12 protein-coding genes are annotated in these 15,497 nt (G+C 63.2%); 7 read left to right on the top strand and 5 right to left on the bottom strand.

Translation table 11 applies throughout. From position 1 onward, the window contains the following. The 4 genes from AB3X89_RS29265 to AB3X89_RS29250 all read left to right on the top strand — a co-directional run. Positions 1–842: 2Fe-2S iron-sulfur cluster-binding protein (locus AB3X89_RS29265; protein ID WP_368586394.1), on the top strand; the 842-nt coding region annotated here is incomplete at its 5' end. A 175-nt stretch (positions 843–1,017) separates the two neighbouring features. Beyond that, positions 1,018–1,833, top strand: coding sequence for a DUF1835 domain-containing protein (locus AB3X89_RS29260; RefSeq protein ID WP_368586393.1), 816 nt, complete (start codon positions 1,018–1,020; stop codon positions 1,831–1,833). A gap of 17 nt (positions 1,834–1,850) precedes the next feature. Further along, positions 1,851–2,462, top strand: coding sequence for a TetR/AcrR family transcriptional regulator (locus AB3X89_RS29255; protein WP_368586392.1), 612 nt, complete (start codon positions 1,851–1,853; stop codon positions 2,460–2,462). 274 nt (positions 2,463–2,736) lie between these two features. Beyond that, entirely contained in the window at positions 2,737–3,405 is a 669-nt protein-coding gene (locus AB3X89_RS29250) for a GNAT family N-acetyltransferase (protein ID WP_368586391.1), read from the top strand. 99 nt (positions 3,406–3,504) lie between these two features. Here AB3X89_RS29250 and AB3X89_RS29245 read toward each other — a convergent pair whose 3' ends face one another. Then, entirely contained in the window at positions 3,505–4,002 is a 498-nt protein-coding gene (locus tag AB3X89_RS29245; RefSeq protein WP_013090779.1) for an Lrp/AsnC family transcriptional regulator, read from the bottom strand. A 188-nt stretch (positions 4,003–4,190) separates the two neighbouring features. On the opposite strand from AB3X89_RS29245, the gene hppD reads away from it, so the two are divergent. Then, complete coding sequence (hppD, locus tag AB3X89_RS29240; RefSeq protein WP_368586390.1) at positions 4,191–5,288, top strand: 4-hydroxyphenylpyruvate dioxygenase; 1,098 nt, start codon at positions 4,191–4,193, stop codon at positions 5,286–5,288. A gap of 138 nt (positions 5,289–5,426) precedes the next feature. Here hppD and AB3X89_RS29235 read toward each other — a convergent pair whose 3' ends face one another. Further along, positions 5,427–5,621, bottom strand: coding sequence for a hypothetical protein (locus AB3X89_RS29235; protein WP_368586389.1), 195 nt, complete (start codon positions 5,619–5,621; stop codon positions 5,427–5,429). Positions 5,622–6,009: 388 nt separating this feature from the next. Here AB3X89_RS29235 and AB3X89_RS29230 point away from each other — a divergent pair, with 388 nt between their 5' ends. Then, complete coding sequence (locus AB3X89_RS29230) at positions 6,010–9,609, top strand: indolepyruvate ferredoxin oxidoreductase family protein (RefSeq protein ID WP_368586388.1); 3,600 nt, start codon at positions 6,010–6,012, stop codon at positions 9,607–9,609. Positions 9,610–9,735: 126 nt separating this feature from the next. On the opposite strand, the gene AB3X89_RS29225 is transcribed toward AB3X89_RS29230, so the two are convergent. Beyond that, on the bottom strand, positions 9,736–12,018 hold the full coding sequence (locus AB3X89_RS29225; protein ID WP_368586387.1) for an NADP-dependent malic enzyme: 2,283 nt from the start codon (positions 12,016–12,018) through the stop codon (positions 9,736–9,738). Between the two features lie 293 nt (positions 12,019–12,311). Beyond that, positions 12,312–13,556, bottom strand: coding sequence for an MFS transporter (locus AB3X89_RS29220; protein ID WP_368586386.1), 1,245 nt, complete (start codon positions 13,554–13,556; stop codon positions 12,312–12,314). A 313-nt stretch (positions 13,557–13,869) separates the two neighbouring features. On the opposite strand from AB3X89_RS29220, the gene AB3X89_RS29215 reads away from it, so the two are divergent. Continuing rightward, positions 13,870–14,556 (top strand): orotate phosphoribosyltransferase, encoded by a 687-nt coding sequence (locus AB3X89_RS29215; protein ID WP_013090785.1) that lies wholly within the window; start codon positions 13,870–13,872, stop codon positions 14,554–14,556. A gap of 157 nt (positions 14,557–14,713) precedes the next feature. On the opposite strand, the gene AB3X89_RS29210 is transcribed toward AB3X89_RS29215, so the two are convergent. After that, complete coding sequence (locus AB3X89_RS29210) at positions 14,714–15,403, bottom strand: response regulator (RefSeq protein ID WP_368586385.1); 690 nt, start codon at positions 15,401–15,403, stop codon at positions 14,714–14,716. Positions 15,404–15,497 lie beyond the last annotated feature (94 nt).

The following is a 15,497-nucleotide window of genomic DNA, read 5'->3' as shown; positions in this document are numbered from 1 at the left end:
GCGGGCGTTTCTCGAACTTCGCGTTCGACACGCTGCAGCCCGGCCACACGATCGACGTGATGACCCCGGACGGCCGCTTCTTCACGCACCTGAACGCGGAACAGGGCCAGCAGTACCTCGCGTTCTCCGGCGGCTCGGGCATCACGCCGGTGCTCGCGATCATCAAGACGACGCTCGAAGTCGAGCCGCGCAGCACGTTCACGCTGGTGTACGGCAACCGCAGCGTCGACCAGATCATGTTCGCCGAGGAGCTGGAGGATCTGAAGAACCGCTTCATGAACCGCTTCGTGCTGTATCACGTGCTGTCGGACGACCTGCAGGACGTCGAGCTGTTCAACGGCGTGCTCGACCAGCAGAAGTGCGCGGCGTTCCTCGAACAGCTGCTGCCGGCCGACGCGATCGACGAGGCGTTCATCTGCGGCCCCGCGCCGATGATGGATGCGGCCGAGGCGGCGCTCAAGGCTGCCGGCGTGCCGCCCGCGAAGGTGCACGTCGAGCGCTTCGGCACGCCGCTGCCGCAGGCGGGTGTGCCGCCCGTCGAGATCACCGCGGACACGCCCGCGGCCGACCTCGAAATCGTGCTCGACGGCAAGCGGCGCAAGCTGCGCCTGCCGTACCAGGGCGTAAGCGTGCTCGACGTCGGGCTGCGCGCCGGTCTCGCGCTGCCGTATGCGTGCAAGGGCGGTGTGTGCTGCACGTGTCGCGCGAAGGTGCTCGAGGGCGAAGTGAAGATGGAAAAGAACTACACGCTCGAAGAACACGAGGTCCGCGACGGGTTCGTGCTGACGTGTCAGTGTCATCCGGTGAGCGACAAGGTCGTCGTCAGTTACGACGAACGTTGAGCCGGGAGCTTTCGTGGTCAGGGTGCGGACTCGCTTCGTGTAACGGCCGGCGCCGCTTTCGGCCGTTTCGCGATCCGCTTACACTAGGGGCCGCTCTTCGATCGGGACGTCGGTTTCCAGTCGGCGAGCGGCCTCTTTTTGTTACAGCTGCAAGCGTCACAGCAAGCCCTTGCCCATGAGCACGATTCATCTCACCAACGGAGACGTCGCCGCCGAGTCGCTGCGGAGCGCGCTGGCCCAGGCGGGCCGCGACGATCGCGTGCAGTCGTTGCGCGACGATCTGGCGGTCGGCCCGTTGCGCGGCGTCGACGACGCTCCGCACGTGCGTGCCGACTTCTGGGAACGCGTCAGCGCCGACCCGCAGCGCGACTTCGTGCGCGAGTTCCGCGAACAGGCCGCAGTGCTCGACGGCCTCGCGAGCGACACCGCGAATCTCGTTGTGTGGCATGGCGAAAGCGCGTCCGATCAGCTGATGCTGCGCCGCGTCTGCTACCTGGTGCGCAACAGCCCGCAGCGTTTGAATGAAGTGCGTCTGTCGATCGCCGACCTCACCGATCCGCAAGCGTGGGCGCATACCCGCAAGGATCGCGCGACATCGGTCGGCATGTTTGCGCCGGACGCATTGCAGGCACATCTGCCGGACGCCGCGCCGATTTCCGTGCTACGCATCAGCCGGCTCGCGCTCGAATGGCAGGAGGTCAAGCAGGCGAACGGCGAGACACGGCGCTGGCGTGACAACACCTTCACGAGCGGCAGCTTTGCCGAACTCGACACGCTGATCCTCGAACGCGCAACCGACGACTGGCAGTCCGCCGCGCGCGTCGCCGCCTATGTTATGACCGCCGAACTATGGTTTCTCGCCAGCGACAGCATCGTGCTGTGGCGCATGCACGAACTCGCGACGCAACGACGCATCCATCTGCGTGGCGACGCGAACGAATGGCGCTCGCTCGAACTGCGCGCGTCATCCGCTCCTTGCTCACCCCAATAAGACAAAAACAGACAACTATGGCCCGCACCCGAGCCCCCGACCACGAAACCCAACGCGAGCAGATCCTCGAACTGGCCGCCGCGAAGTTTGCGCAGACCAGCTATCCAAGCACGTCGATGGCCGATCTCGCCGCGGCGAGCGGCACCTCGAAAGCGCGCCTCTATCACTATTACGAGAGCAAGGAAGCGATCCTGTTCGACCTGCTCGATCGCTACACGAAGCGGCTGATGCTGATCATCGCCGAGGTGGAAGGGTCGAGCCAGCGGCGCGAACTGAGCGAGCGAGAAACCTTCGCGGAGCTGATCCGCGCGTTCCTGTCCGAGTATGAGACGTCGCACAGCCGGCACGTTGCGCTGCTGAACGACGTCAAGTATCTGGTCGATTCGCAGCGCGAGATCATCCTGAACCGCCAGCGCGACGTGGTCGCCGCGTTCGCCCGGCAGCTCGCGCGCGCCTACCCCGAACGCGCGACACGCGACAACCAGACCGCGCTGACGATGATGGTGTTCGGCATGATCAACTGGACCTTCACGTGGCTCAAGCCGGACGGCCGCATGGGCTATCGCGAGTTCGCAGAGCAGGTGGTCGGCATGGTCGAGCATGGTCTCGGCACCGCGCCGGCCAGGTGAGACGACGGTCCGAACCGATCCCGCGCCTCGGATGATGCAAAGCAACAACATTCAGAGGAAGTATCTCAGCTCCCGGGATGCATGCGGCATGGTGTCACGAACGTGCGTTCAATTCGAATTCCCATTAAAAATCAATTAACTAAATTTAGGGCTCCAGCATTCCAGGTAATCACATCAGTTTTTGGTACGGGTTTTCCCTAGTGAATGGCTTAGGTTTCCGCTAAAATCGGTTTTGCGGTGCACAACGCCGCCTGATTAAAAGGAGAACCCGACCATGAACACGCTTAGCCTTCGCACCACCGAGCCGATCGAGCCGAACGACCGCGCGTCGCTGCCTGCTGGACGCCCGCACGTTCTGGTCCGAGAACTCACCGCTGTCGATCGCGAACGCCTGCTCACGCACTTCCTCGCGCTCGACAAGGAAGACCGCCTGCTGCGCTTCGGCCAAGTCGTGCCGAACCACGTGATCGAAAACTACGTGCGCACGATCGACTTCACGCGCGACACGGTGTTCGGCGTATTCAACAGCAAGCTTGAACTGAGCGGCGTCGGCCATCTGGCCTACCTGCCGGCCGAAGACAACAAGCGCACTGCCGAATTCGGCGTCTCGGTGCTCGAAAGCGCGCGTGGCATTGGTATCGGCTCGAAGCTGTTCGAGCGCGCCGCGATCCGCAGCCGCAACACGCATGTGACGACGCTGTACATCCACTGCCTGGCGCGCAACTCGACCATGATGCACATCGCCAAAAAGGCCGGCATGAAGATCGAGTACGCGTACGGCGAAGCCGACGCTTATCTCACGCTGTCGCCAGCAGATCAGTCGAGCATCCTCGCGGAAATGCTGCAGGAGCAGGCCGCCGTGTTCGACTACGCACTCAAGCGCCACGCGCGCCAGGCATCGCGACTGTTCGAGTCGTTCATGCCGGTGGCTGTCGCTGCCTGAATAATCGCTACGGGGACATGAGCCTGGGGCGGCCGCAAGGTCGCCCTTTTTTCTATCTGTACCAAATTAACGCGATGCGCAGGGCGTGACGCGTGAAGCCTACAAAATGGGCAGCGCTGTCGTTTCCTTGATCTTTTCGAGCGAAAAGCTCGATTTCACATCGATCACCGACGGATGGCGCAGCAACTGATCCTGCACGAAGCGCGAAAAGTGCGCCATGTCCTCGACCTGGACGCGCAGCAGGTAATCCATCTCACCCGTCATCGCGTGACACGCGACCACTTCGGGCCACGTCTGCACGGCCGCGCCGAACAGATCGGCGTGCGTAGCCTCGCCATGCGGACTGAACGCGCGACCGCCACCCTTCTCCAGCCGCACGTTGACATACGCAAGCAGGTCGAGTCCGAGACGCTGCGCGTCGAGTAGCGCGACGTAGCCGCGAATCACGCCGCTTTCCTCGAGCCGGCGAATCCGCCGCAGGCACGGACTCGGCGACAGATTGATCCGCTCCGCAATCTCCTGATTCGACAGCCGGCCGTTTTCCTGAAGGATCGCCAGAATGCGGCGATCGATCGCATCTATCTCGCTATTAGCCATGTTCTGCCACGTCTCGTTCGAATCGAGCCATAAAGTAGCTGAAGAGTAGCGATGTGCGATTAAGTTCGCAAGTTCTTGCCTCCATCGCAGTTCTACACTTGCCCTATCCGGTCGCGCTCAGCCGACCGTCCCGCGCGCTCACCGCCAGCGCGCCTCGGCAACCCCGTACATGGGATCGGAGACAGACAATGCAGGTTTCTACTTGGGAAAATCCGGTCGGCACCGACGGCTTCGAATTCATCGAATACACGGCGCCGGACCCGAAAGCGCTCGGCAAACTATTCGAACGGATGGGCTTCACGGCCGTCGCGCGACATCGTCACAAGGACGTGACGCTGTATCGTCAGGGCGACATCAACTTCATCGTCAACGCGGAGAAGCATTCGTTCGCGCAGCGCTTCGCGCGCCTGCATGGCCCGTCGATCTGCGCGATCGCGTTTCGCGTGCAGGACGCCGCGAAGGCTTATGCTCAAGCGCTCGAAAAAGGCGCTTGGGGATTCGACAACAAGACCGGCCCGATGGAGCTGAACATCCCAGCGATCAAGGGCATCGGCGATTCGCTGATCTATTTCGTCGACCGCTGGCGCGGCAAGAACGGCGCGGCGCCGAACAGCATCGGTGACATCGACATTTACGACGTCGACTTCGAACCGATTCCCGGCGCGAACCCCAATCCGGTCGGCCACGGCCTGACTTATATCGATCACCTGACGCATAACGTGCATCGCGGCCGCATGCAGGAATGGGCCGAGTTCTACGAGCGCCTGTTCAACTTCCGCGAGGTGCGCTACTTCGACATCGAGGGCAAGGTGACGGGCGTGAAGTCGAAGGCGATGACTTCGCCGTGCGGCAAGATCCGCATTCCGATCAACGAGGAGGGCTCGGACACCGCCGGTCAGATCCAGGAATATCTGGACGCGTACCACGGCGAAGGCATCCAGCACATAGCGCTCGGCACCAGCGACATCTACCGCACCGTCGACGGCCTGCGCGCATCGAACATTTCGCTGCTCGACACGATCGACACCTACTACGAACTCGTCGACCGGCGCGTGCCGAATCATGGCGAGCCGCTCGAGGAACTGCGCAAGCGCAAGATCCTGATCGACGGCGCACCGGACGATCTGCTGCTGCAGATCTTCACCGAAAACCAGATCGGCCCGATCTTCTTCGAGATCATCCAGCGCAAGGGCAATCAGGGCTTCGGCGAGGGCAACTTCAAGGCGCTGTTCGAATCGATCGAGCTCGATCAGATTCGCCGCGGTGTCGTGCAGGATAAGACCTGACCACGATGACTCGCGCCTGATCGGCGCGCGGAAGAAAAAAGGGCGAAGATCGCAGGATCCTCGCCCTTTTTCGTTTGCACGCCGCCGCTCTCTCCGAACCGGCGGCCGGTTGTCACAAGACGCGCGCGATGCGGCGCGTCAAGAATTCTGCCTGTACTCGTTGCTGCCGGTCGCACCGTCGATCGTTCCCGCCTGCGCCGGCGCGACCTGCGCCGTGCGAACGATCGCGTTCGACAGCGCCCCCGTGCTGCCCGGATTCGAGTGCATCGGCGCGCTCATCGCGAAAAAAGCGGCGGAAACCATCAGGAACGTCTGGATGTTTCTTGTGTGCATGCGTACTCCTTTTCTAACTACCCTGCTGTCCAGAAGCTGCGCAGAATGCACAGCGATCGGCATCGCTCGCAGGCCGGGGATTAGACAGTGGTTTTCACTGCGGTTCCGCGCGTTTGTAGGTTTTACAGCTTGTTACATGCACGAGTGCAACCCAACTCGATTCCGTCGAAAATGCGTGCCAACTGTTGACAACCCGCAGCCAACTTGCCGCGAAACCATCTGAATCCAGACCGCGCACAGGCGATTTCTGATCTGCTGCGGCGGGTTTCCACCAGTGCTACCATCGCTTGAAACCCGTCAATATGACGACCCCGGCCCCAGCATTCACGAGATGCCGGGAGCCAGAAAAGTTTTGGTGATCCCAAGCTGAAGTGGAGGAGTACACATAATGAATGCCCCGCTAGACGCAGGTCAGCGAGCCTCGCTCGAAGCCGCGTTGTCTTCCGTCACGCTCGACGACAAATACACCCTCGATCGCGGCCGCGCTTACATGAGCGGCATCCAGGCGCTCGTGCGTCTGCCGATGCTGCAGCAGGAACGCGACCGCGCCGCCGGCCTCAATACGGCCGGCTTCATCTCCGGCTACCGCGGTTCCCCGCTCGGCGGACTCGACCAGTCGCTGTGGAAAGCCAAAAAGCATCTGTCCGCGCATCAGGTCGTGTTCCAGCCCGGCGTCAACGAAGACCTCGCGGCCACCGCCGTGTGGGGTTCGCAGCAGGTCAACCTGTACCCGAGCGCCAAATACGACGGCGTGTTCTCGATGTGGTACGGCAAGGGCCCCGGCGTCGACCGTTCCGGCGACGTCTTCAAGCACGGCAACTCGGCCGGCTCGTCGCGGCACGGCGGCGTTCTGGTGCTCGCCGGCGACGATCACGCGGCGAAATCCTCGACACTCGCGCACCAGTCCGAACATATCTTCAAGGCATGCGGGCTGCCGGTGCTGTTTCCGTCGAACGTGCAGGAATATCTGGACTTCGGCCTGCACGGCTGGGCGATGAGCCGCTACTCCGGCCTGTGGGTCGCGATGAAGTGCGTGACCGACGTGGTTGAATCGTCCGCATCGGTCGATATCGACCCGCACCGCACCAGCATCATCCTGCCGGAAGACTTCGTGATGCCCGACGGCGGCCTGAACATCCGCTGGCCCGATCCGCCGCTCGTGCAGGAAGCGCGCCTGCTCGACTACAAGTGGTACGCGGGCCTCGCCTATGTGCGCGCGAACAAGCTCGATCGCGTCGAAATCGATTCGCCGCATGCGCGCTTCGGCATCATGACCGGCGGCAAGGCCTATCTCGACGTGCGTCAGGCGCTCACCGATCTCGGCCTCGACGATGAAACCTGCTCGCGCATCGGCATCCGGCTGTACAAGGTCGGCTGCGTCTGGCCGCTCGAAGCGCAAGGCGCGCAGGCCTTCGCGCGCGGTCTCGACGAAATTCTCGTGGTCGAGGAAAAGCGCCAGATCCTCGAATACGCGATCAAGGAAGAGCTGTACAACTGGCCCGACGCGCAACGCCCGCGCGTGTTCGGCAAGTTCGACGAAAAAGACGGCGCCGGTGGCGAGTGGTCGGTGCCGATGGGCAACTGGCTGCTGCCGGCGCACTACGAGTTGTCGCCCGCGATTATCGCGAAGGCAATCGCCACGCGGCTGGACAAGTTCGATCTGCCGTCGGACGTGCGCGCCCGCATCGCCGCGCGCATCGCGGTGATCGAAGCGAAGGAAAAGGCGCTCGCGCGGCCGCGCGTCGAAGTCGAGCGCAAGCCGTGGTTCTGCTCGGGCTGCCCGCACAACACGTCGACCAACGTGCCGGAAGGCTCGCGCGCGATGGCCGGCATTGGCTGTCATTACATGACGGTCTGGATGGACCGCAGCACCAGCACATTCAGCCAGATGGGCGGCGAAGGCGTCGCGTGGATCGGCCAGGCACCGTTCACGAACGATAAGCACGTGTTCGCCAATCTCGGTGACGGCACCTACTTCCACTCGGGGCTGCTCGCGATCCGCGCGGCGATCGCGTCGAAGGCGAACATCACCTACAAGCTGCTGTACAACGACGCGGTCGCGATGACCGGCGGCCAGCCGGTCGACGGCGTGCTGACCGTGCCGCAGATCACGCATCAGCTCGCCGCCGAAGGCGCGGCGAAGATCGTCATCGTCACCGATGAGCCGGAGAAGTACGCGGCGAACGTCGGCCTCGCGCCCGGCGTCGACATTCATCACCGCGACCAGCTCGACGACGTGCAGCGCCAGCTGCGCGAGGTGCCGGGCACCACGATCCTGATTTACGACCAGACCTGCGCGACCGAAAAGCGCCGTCGCAGGAAGCGCGGCGCGTATCCCGATCCGGCACGGCGCGTCGTGATCAACGAGGCGGTGTGCGAAGGCTGCGGCGACTGCTCGGTGAAGTCGAACTGCCTGTCGGTCGAACCGCTCGACACCGAGTACGGCACGAAGCGCCAGATCAACCAGTCGACCTGCAACAAGGACTTCTCGTGCGTGAACGGGTTCTGCCCGAGCTTCGTCTCCGTTGAAGGCGGCCAATTGCGCAAGCCGAAGGCGGCGTCGGGCGCCGGCGCGGAAATGCCACCAGTGCCGGACCCCGAGTTGCCGTCCATCGAGCGTCCGTACGGCGTGCTGGTGACGGGCGTCGGCGGCACCGGCGTCGTCACGATCGGCGCGCTGCTCGGTATGGCCGCGCATCTCGAGAGCAAGGGCGTCACCGTGCTCGACGTCACCGGCCTCGCGCAGAAAGGCGGCGCCGTGATGAGCCACGTGCAGATCGCGAACCACCCCGCCGACATCCACGCGACTCGTATCGCGATGGGCGAAGCGAGCCTCGTGATCGGCTGCGACGCGATCGTAACCGCCAGCGACGAATGCGTGTCGCGCATGCAGGCGAACCGCACGCGCGTCGTGCTGAACAGCGCGCACACGCCAACGGCCGAGCTGATCAAGAACCCGAACTGGCGCTTCCCCGGCAGCAGCACCGAAGCCGACGTGCGCGCCGCGGCCGGCGACGACAACGTCTCGGCCGTCGACGCAAATCACTTCGCGGTCGCGCTGCTCGGCGACGCGATCTACACGAACCCGTTCGTGCTCGGCTACGCGTGGCAGCGCGGCTGGGTGCCGCTCACGCACGAGTCGCTCATTCGCGCGATCGAGCTGAACAACGTGCAGGTGGAAAAAAACCGTGCCGCGTTCGAATGGGGCCGGCGTGCCGCGCACGATCTGGCCGCGGTGCGCAAGCTCGCGCAAACTCAGGGGCGCGGCGAGTCGGCCGACAACGCAAACGGCAAGATCATCGCACTGCATACGCCGAAGGCGCTCGACACGCTGATCGACAAACGCGCCGACTATCTGACCGCCTGGCAGAACAGTGCGTACGCGCAGCGCTATCGCGCGCTGGTGTCGCAGGTGCGGGCCGCGGAAGAAGCGCTCGATTCCGCCGACGGCCAAATGCCGCTGACCGAAGCGGTCGCGAAGAACCTGCACAAGCTGATGGCGTACAAGGACGAATACGAAGTCGCACGTCTGTACAGCGACCCGGCGTTCATCGAAAAGCTGAACGCGACGTTCGAAGGCGACTGGAAGCTGCATCTGCATCTCGCGCCGCCGACGCTATCGAAAAAGGACGCGCACGGCCATCTGGTGAAGAAGAAGTACGGTCCGTGGATGTTCCGCGCGATGCACGTGCTCGCGAAGCTCAAGTTCCTGCGCGGCACCGCGCTCGACGTGTTCGGCAACACCGAGGAGCGTCGCACCGAGCGCGCGCTGATCGGCGAATACGAAGCATTGGTGCGTGAATTGATCGGTGGACTGACTGCGCAGAAACGCGATCTCGCGGTCGAGCTCGCGAATCTGCCCGACGGCATCCGCGGTTATGGGCACGTCAAGGAGAACAACCTGAAAGGCGTGCGCATCAAGTGGAACGAGCTGCTCACGCGTTGGCGTTCGTCCGATGCAGGCAAGACGACGCAGCACGCGGCCTGATCGACTCTGGCAGTTGAACTGAAAAGCGGCGGTCTTCACGGACCGCCGCTTTTTTTGGGGGGCGCAAAAAAACGCGCTACGGAACCGGAGTTCCGTAGCGCTTTTGCCGAGGCCGTCGCGTGCGCGTTACTTCGCGTTCACCGACTTGCGCGCGTTCGCCGAAGCGACCGCCGTCATGTTGATGATCCGGCGCACGGTCGCGGCCGGCGTCAGGATATGCACCGGCTTTTCCGCGCCGAGCAGGAACGGGCCGACCGTCACGCCCTCGCCGCCCACCACCTTCAGCAGGTTGTACGCGATGTTCGCCGCTTCGACGTTCGGCATGATCAGCAGGTTCGCTTCGCCGGCGAGCGTCGTGCCCGGGAACGCGGCCTTGCGGACCGCCTCCGACAGCGCGGCGTCGCCGTGCATTTCACCGTCGATTTCGAGCGACGGCGCGCGTTGCGTAATCAGCTTGCGCGCCGCGGCCATGCGCTGCGACGACGACGACGGCGCGCTGCCGAAGTTCGAGTTCGACAGCAGCGCGACCTTTGGCGTGATACCGAACTTCTCGATTTCGCGCGCGGCGAGCATCGTCATGTCGGCGAGCTGCTCGGCGGTCGGCACTTCGTTCACGTACGTGTCGCAGATGAACAGGTTGCGGCCTGGCAGCATCAGCAGGTTCATCGCGGCGAAGTTATCGACGTTGTCGGCCTTGCCGAGCACCTGCTCGATGAAGTTCAGGTGCGTGTGGTACTGGCCGATCATCCCGCAGATCATGCCGTCCGCATCCCCGAGATGCACGAGGATCGCGCCGATCAGCGTGTTGAACTTGCGCATCGCCGCCTTGGCGACGTCGGGCGTCACGCCCTCGCGCGCGCCGATTTCGTGATACGCCTGCCAGCTCTTGTGATAGCGCGGATCGTCTTCCGGATCGACGATCTCGACGTCTTCGCCGCACTTGAGCTTCGAGCCCATCTTCTTCAGACGCATCTCGATCACCGACGGACGGCCGACCAGGATCGGCTTCGCGATCTTTTCGAGCAGCACGAACTGCGCGGCGCGCAGCACGCGCTCGTCTTCGCCTTCCGCGAACACGATGCGCGCCGGCGCCGACTTCGCCGCCGCGAACACCGGCCGCATCACCATGCCCGAGCGATAGACGGTCGCGCCGAGCTGCTCGCGGTACGCGTCCATGTCCTGGATCGGACGGGTCGCGACACCCGAATCCATCGCAGCCTGGGCGACGGCCGGCGCGATCTTGATGATCAGGCGCGGATCGAACGGCTTCGGAATCAGGTATTCGGGACCGAATTCGAGCGAGTGGCCTTCGTAGGCCTTCGCGACTTCGTCGCCCTGGTCGGTTTCCTCTGCCAGCTCGGCGATCGCGCGCACGCATGCGAGCTTCATTTCCTCGGTGATCGTCGTCGCGCCCACGTCGAGCGCGCCACGGAAGATGAACGGGAAGCACAGCACGTTGTTGACCTGGTTCGGATAGTCCGAACGGCCGGTCGCGATGATGCAGTCCGGACGCACCTTGCGCGCTTCTTCCGGACGAATTTCCGGCTCCGGGTTCGCGAGCGCGAGAATCAGCGGCTGCGAGCCCATTTCGGCGACCATCTCCGGCTTTAGCACGCCGGCGCTGGAGCAGCCGAGGAACACGTCGGCGCCACGAATCGCATCGGCGAGCGAGCGCGCTTCGGTGTGCGCCGCATAGCGTTCCTTCGACGGATCGAGGTTGCCGCGCCCTTCGTAGATCACGCCCTTCGAGTCGGCGACGATAATGTTCTTCTTCGACAGACCGAGATTGACGAGCAGATCCAGACACGCAATCGCCGCCGCGCCCGCGCCCGAACAAACCAGCTTCACTTCGTCGAGCTTCTTGCCGACCACTTTGAGGCCGTTCAGGATCGCCGCCGACGCGATAATCGCGGTGCCGTGCTGATCGTCGTGGAAGACCGGAATCTTCATACGTTCGCGCAGCTTCTTCTCGATGTAGAAGCACTCGGGCGCCTTGATGTCCTCGAGATTGATGCCGCCCAGTGTGGGCTCGAGCATCGCGATCGCCTCGACGAGCTTGTCCGGATCGGATTCGGAGAGTTCGATGTCGAACACGTCGATGCCGGCGAACTTCTTGAACAGACACCCCTTGCCTTCCATCACCGGCTTCGCGGCGAGCGGGCCGATGTTGCCGAGGCCGAGCACCGCAGTACCGTTCGTGATCACCCCGACCAGGTTGCCGCGCGACGTGTACTTCTGCGCGTCGAGCGGTTCATCGTGAATCGCCATACAGGCTGCGGCCACGCCCGGCGAATACGCGAGCGACAAATCTAGCTGGTTCGACAGCGGCTTGGTGGGCGTCACCGAAATCTTGCCAGGTTTCGGATTCTGGTGATATGCGAGAGCGCTTTGCTTCAGTTGTTCGTCCATTTCTAGGCCTGCGAGACGTAAGTGATTGGGCCCGGCGCCCCACACCGTTGCGGCGTTTTCATCTGTCGAATGGATAGCCGACCGAGGCGGTTTTCGCACGCGCCCGGCAAGGCGCGATGGCTTACCTCGACGAAGACGGGACGATGTGGAGTGCTTCGCGGGTCGATCAGTGTACACCCCGGATGTGTCGATGCACTGAGTGGTTAACAGAACTCGCAATTGGCGAAACAGCCGCTATAAATGCAGAGTCGCTGCATCCGGCAGTGTTTTTGCGCCATGTGGCGGCGACACGCTCAATCGAGCTCGGCGCCGCGTCGTTCAGGGATCAGAAATAGTGTCGCGAAGATGTCGAGCAGATAAATCGACGCGAGCAGCGCGAGCGCCGCGCCGAACGAGTAGCGCGCCGCCAGCGCGCCCACCACCACCGGCCCAAAGCCGCCCACTGCGCGGCCGGCGTTGAACAGCACGTTTTGCGCGGTGGCGCGCGCATCGGTTGGATAGAGCTCCGAAATCAGCGCGCCATAGCCGCCGATCATGCCGTTCACGAACACCCCCATCGCCGCGCCGCCGATCAGCAACGCCATCGGCGTCGTCAGTTGCGCATAGACGAACACCATCACGACGGCGCCCGCCTGGTAGAACAGGAACGTCGGTTTACGGCCGAAGCGGTCGGCGGCGATGCCGAATAGCCAGATGCCGGCCGCCATGCCGAGAATCGTCGCGGCGGTCCACAGCCCCGATTTGGTCAGCGAATAGCCGAAGGTCTTCGACAGATAGCTCGGCAGCCAGATCATCAAGCCGTAATAGCCGAAGTTCTGCACCGAGCACAGGATCGTGACGCCGAGGCTCGCGCGCGTCGTGCGCGCATCGACGAACAGCAGTTTCAGCGGCAGCTTGCGCATGCCGCGCGCGACGCGCTGGTTGAAAAGCGCCGGCTCCTCGACGCGGCGCCGCACGAAGAACGATACGACCGCCGGCGCCAGCCCGAGCGCGAACATGCCGCGCCAACCGATCACCGGCAGCAGGAGCGGCGTCAGCAGCGCGGCCGCCAGCACGCCGAGCTGCCAGCCAAGCCCGACATACGACGACACCCGCGCCCGCTGCGACGCCGGCCATGCTTCGGCGACCAGCGTCATACCGATGCCGAATTCGCCGCCCAGCCCGATGCCGGCGATGGTCCGGTAGATCAGCAGGTCCGTGTAGCCCTGCGCGAGCGCGCACAGGCCGGTGAACACCGCGAAGATCAGGATCGTCCAAGTCAGCATGCGCACGCGGCCGAAATAATCGCTGAGCACGCCGAACAGCACGCCGCCCGCGACTGCGCCGATCAACGTCCATGTAACCAGCGCGCCAGCCTGCGACGAGCTTAGATGCAGATCGGCGGCGATCACAGGCAGCATGAAGCCGAGGATCAGCAGATCGAAGCCGTCCATCGCGTAGCCCAGCAACGACGCGAGCAGCGCGCGGCCCGCATGGCCCGGCTTGACGGCCGAACGGGTTTCGGTGGCGGAGGCAGAGGCGGGTGGGGCGGCGTTCATTGAAAGCATTCCGTTGGTCTGGGGGCGGCCGTGTGGGTTGCCGCCTGGGGAAAGTCGCGTGAGTGTAAAGGCGGCCTCAGCCGGTCACAAGACGATGCGCGCGCCGAACCGTCCGCTGGCCGCCCCTCCGCGTACGACGGCCTCCTCGGTGCGACCCATTTCAGGTAAAATAACGGCCCACGCGCGCAGCAAAAGCCGGTCTGTGCTCTTCCCCCGGCCGCGTATCCCGCCCAGCATGGCGCGGCATACCCCGCTTGCTGCGCCACCGGGCCCGGCGCCCGCTTCTCCCCCGCTCACTCCGAAGGATCCGCCCATGACAGGCTTCGATCGCCAGACGATCTCCGACACCACCGCCAAAATGCTGCTCGAAGTGCAAGCAGTGCATTTCAACGCGGAGAAACCGTATATTTTCACGTCCGGCTGGGCGAGCCCGGTGTATATCGACTGCCGCAAGCTGATCTCGTATCCGCGCGTGCGCCGCGGCCTGATGGAAATGGCTGAAGCGACGATCCTGCGCGACGTCGGCTATGAGCAGATCGACGCGGTCGCCGGCGGCGAAACCGCTGGTATCCCGTTCGCGGCATGGCTCTCCGACCGCCTGATGGTGCCGATGCAGTACGTGCGCAAGAAGCCGAAGGGTTTCGGCCGCAACGCGCAGATCGAAGGTCTGCTGACCGAAGGCCAGCGCGTGCTGCTCGTCGAAGACTTGACGACCGACAGCCGCAGCAAGATCAACTTCATCAACGCGCTGCGCACCGCCGGCGCGACGGTGAACCACTGCTTCGTGCTGTTCCACTACAACATCTTCAAGGAAAGCGTGTCGGTGCTGAAAGACATCGACGTCGATCTGCACGCGCTCGCCACGTGGTGGGACGTGCTGCGCGTCGCGAAGCAAAACAACTACTTCGACACGAAGACGATCGACGAAGTGGAGAAATTCCTGCACGCGCCGGCCGAATGGTCCGCGGCGCATGGCGGTGCGACGTCTGCGCCGCAATAAAGCCATCGTGGTAAAGCAGTGACAATAAAAACGTAGCCGCTTTATGCGAATTGAATAAAAAGCCGCCTGTTGCAAAACAGGCGGCTTTTTTTATCGCCGATTGTTTATTGCCGCTTGCCGTTCGCGGATTACGCGGCGGACAAAACGAGGCGCGATATCAGGACTCGTTCGCGATGCTCCTGATCGAGTTCGACGACAGATTCAGCAAACCATTGCTCTGTGCATACTGAAACAGTTGGGAGTCGCGATCGATTCCGAGCTTGCGCATGGCCGCATTTTTCTGCGTGCTGATGGTCTTGATGCTGCGATTCAAACGCTCCGAAATTTCCTTGATCGTCATACCCGATACGAACAGCCGCACGACTTCGAGTTCGCGCCGCGACAGCTTCGAGTCGTCGCGCTTGCCGGCCGAATTGACCCGCAACCCTTCGAGCACCGCCTTCACCGACGGACTCATATAAGTCATGCGACGGCCGACGTGCTGTACCGCAAGCGCAATATGGCTCAGATCGTCCGACTTGTTCACGACCGACGTCACGCCCAGCTCCTTGAGCCGTTTCAGCAAGGCGGCGTTCTCGAGCATGGTGAGCACGACGATCGGCAGGTTCCGGAAATTGCGGCGCAAATAGTCGATCAGTTGCAAGCCATCGCCGTACTGGCCGCCCGGCATGGCCAGGTCGGTGACGAGCACGTCGCATTCGGTGGATTGCAACAATTTGATGAGTTCAGTCGACTGGCTTGCGCGCCCAACGACTTGCATACCGGGAAATTTGTGAAGCGCATTTTCGGCACCAAACAGAATAACCGGATGATCGTCTGCCACCACGACCCTGAGTGAAACTTGCATCGTCCTCCTCTGGACGGATAAACCGGTCTCCACAACTCCTAACACTTCTTTCGACGCTCGCTATTTAAACGAGACAAATACAGCCAGGGTCGCA

Source organism: Paraburkholderia sp. BR14320 (assembly GCF_040948665.1).
In the GTDB taxonomy this organism is placed as follows: domain Bacteria; phylum Pseudomonadota; class Gammaproteobacteria; order Burkholderiales; family Burkholderiaceae; genus Paraburkholderia; species Paraburkholderia youngii.
Note: the sequence above shows the minus strand (reverse complement) of the source record. Positions and strands in the feature narration are given on the sequence as shown.

Coding starts and splice junctions, on each gene's coding strand:
- AB3X89_RS29215 (WP_013090785.1), top strand. CDS start 13,870: ATGACAGGCTTCGATCGCCAGACGATCTCCGACACCACCGCCAAAATG.
- AB3X89_RS29255 (WP_368586392.1), top strand. CDS start 1,851: ATGGCCCGCACCCGAGCCCCCGACCACGAAACCCAACGCGAGCAGATC.
- AB3X89_RS29225 (WP_368586387.1), bottom strand. CDS start 12,018: ATGGACGAACAACTGAAGCAAAGCGCTCTCGCATATCACCAGAATCCG.
- AB3X89_RS29235 (WP_368586389.1), bottom strand. CDS start 5,621: ATGCACACAAGAAACATCCAGACGTTCCTGATGGTTTCCGCCGCTTTT.
- AB3X89_RS29260 (WP_368586393.1), top strand. CDS start 1,018: ATGAGCACGATTCATCTCACCAACGGAGACGTCGCCGCCGAGTCGCTG.
- AB3X89_RS29230 (WP_368586388.1), top strand. CDS start 6,010: ATGAATGCCCCGCTAGACGCAGGTCAGCGAGCCTCGCTCGAAGCCGCG.
- AB3X89_RS29220 (WP_368586386.1), bottom strand. CDS start 13,556: ATGAACGCCGCCCCACCCGCCTCTGCCTCCGCCACCGAAACCCGTTCG.
- AB3X89_RS29245 (WP_013090779.1), bottom strand. CDS start 4,002: ATGGCTAATAGCGAGATAGATGCGATCGATCGCCGCATTCTGGCGATC.
- hppD (WP_368586390.1), top strand. CDS start 4,191: ATGCAGGTTTCTACTTGGGAAAATCCGGTCGGCACCGACGGCTTCGAA.
- AB3X89_RS29210 (WP_368586385.1), bottom strand. CDS start 15,403: ATGCAAGTTTCACTCAGGGTCGTGGTGGCAGACGATCATCCGGTTATT.
- AB3X89_RS29250 (WP_368586391.1), top strand. CDS start 2,737: ATGAACACGCTTAGCCTTCGCACCACCGAGCCGATCGAGCCGAACGAC.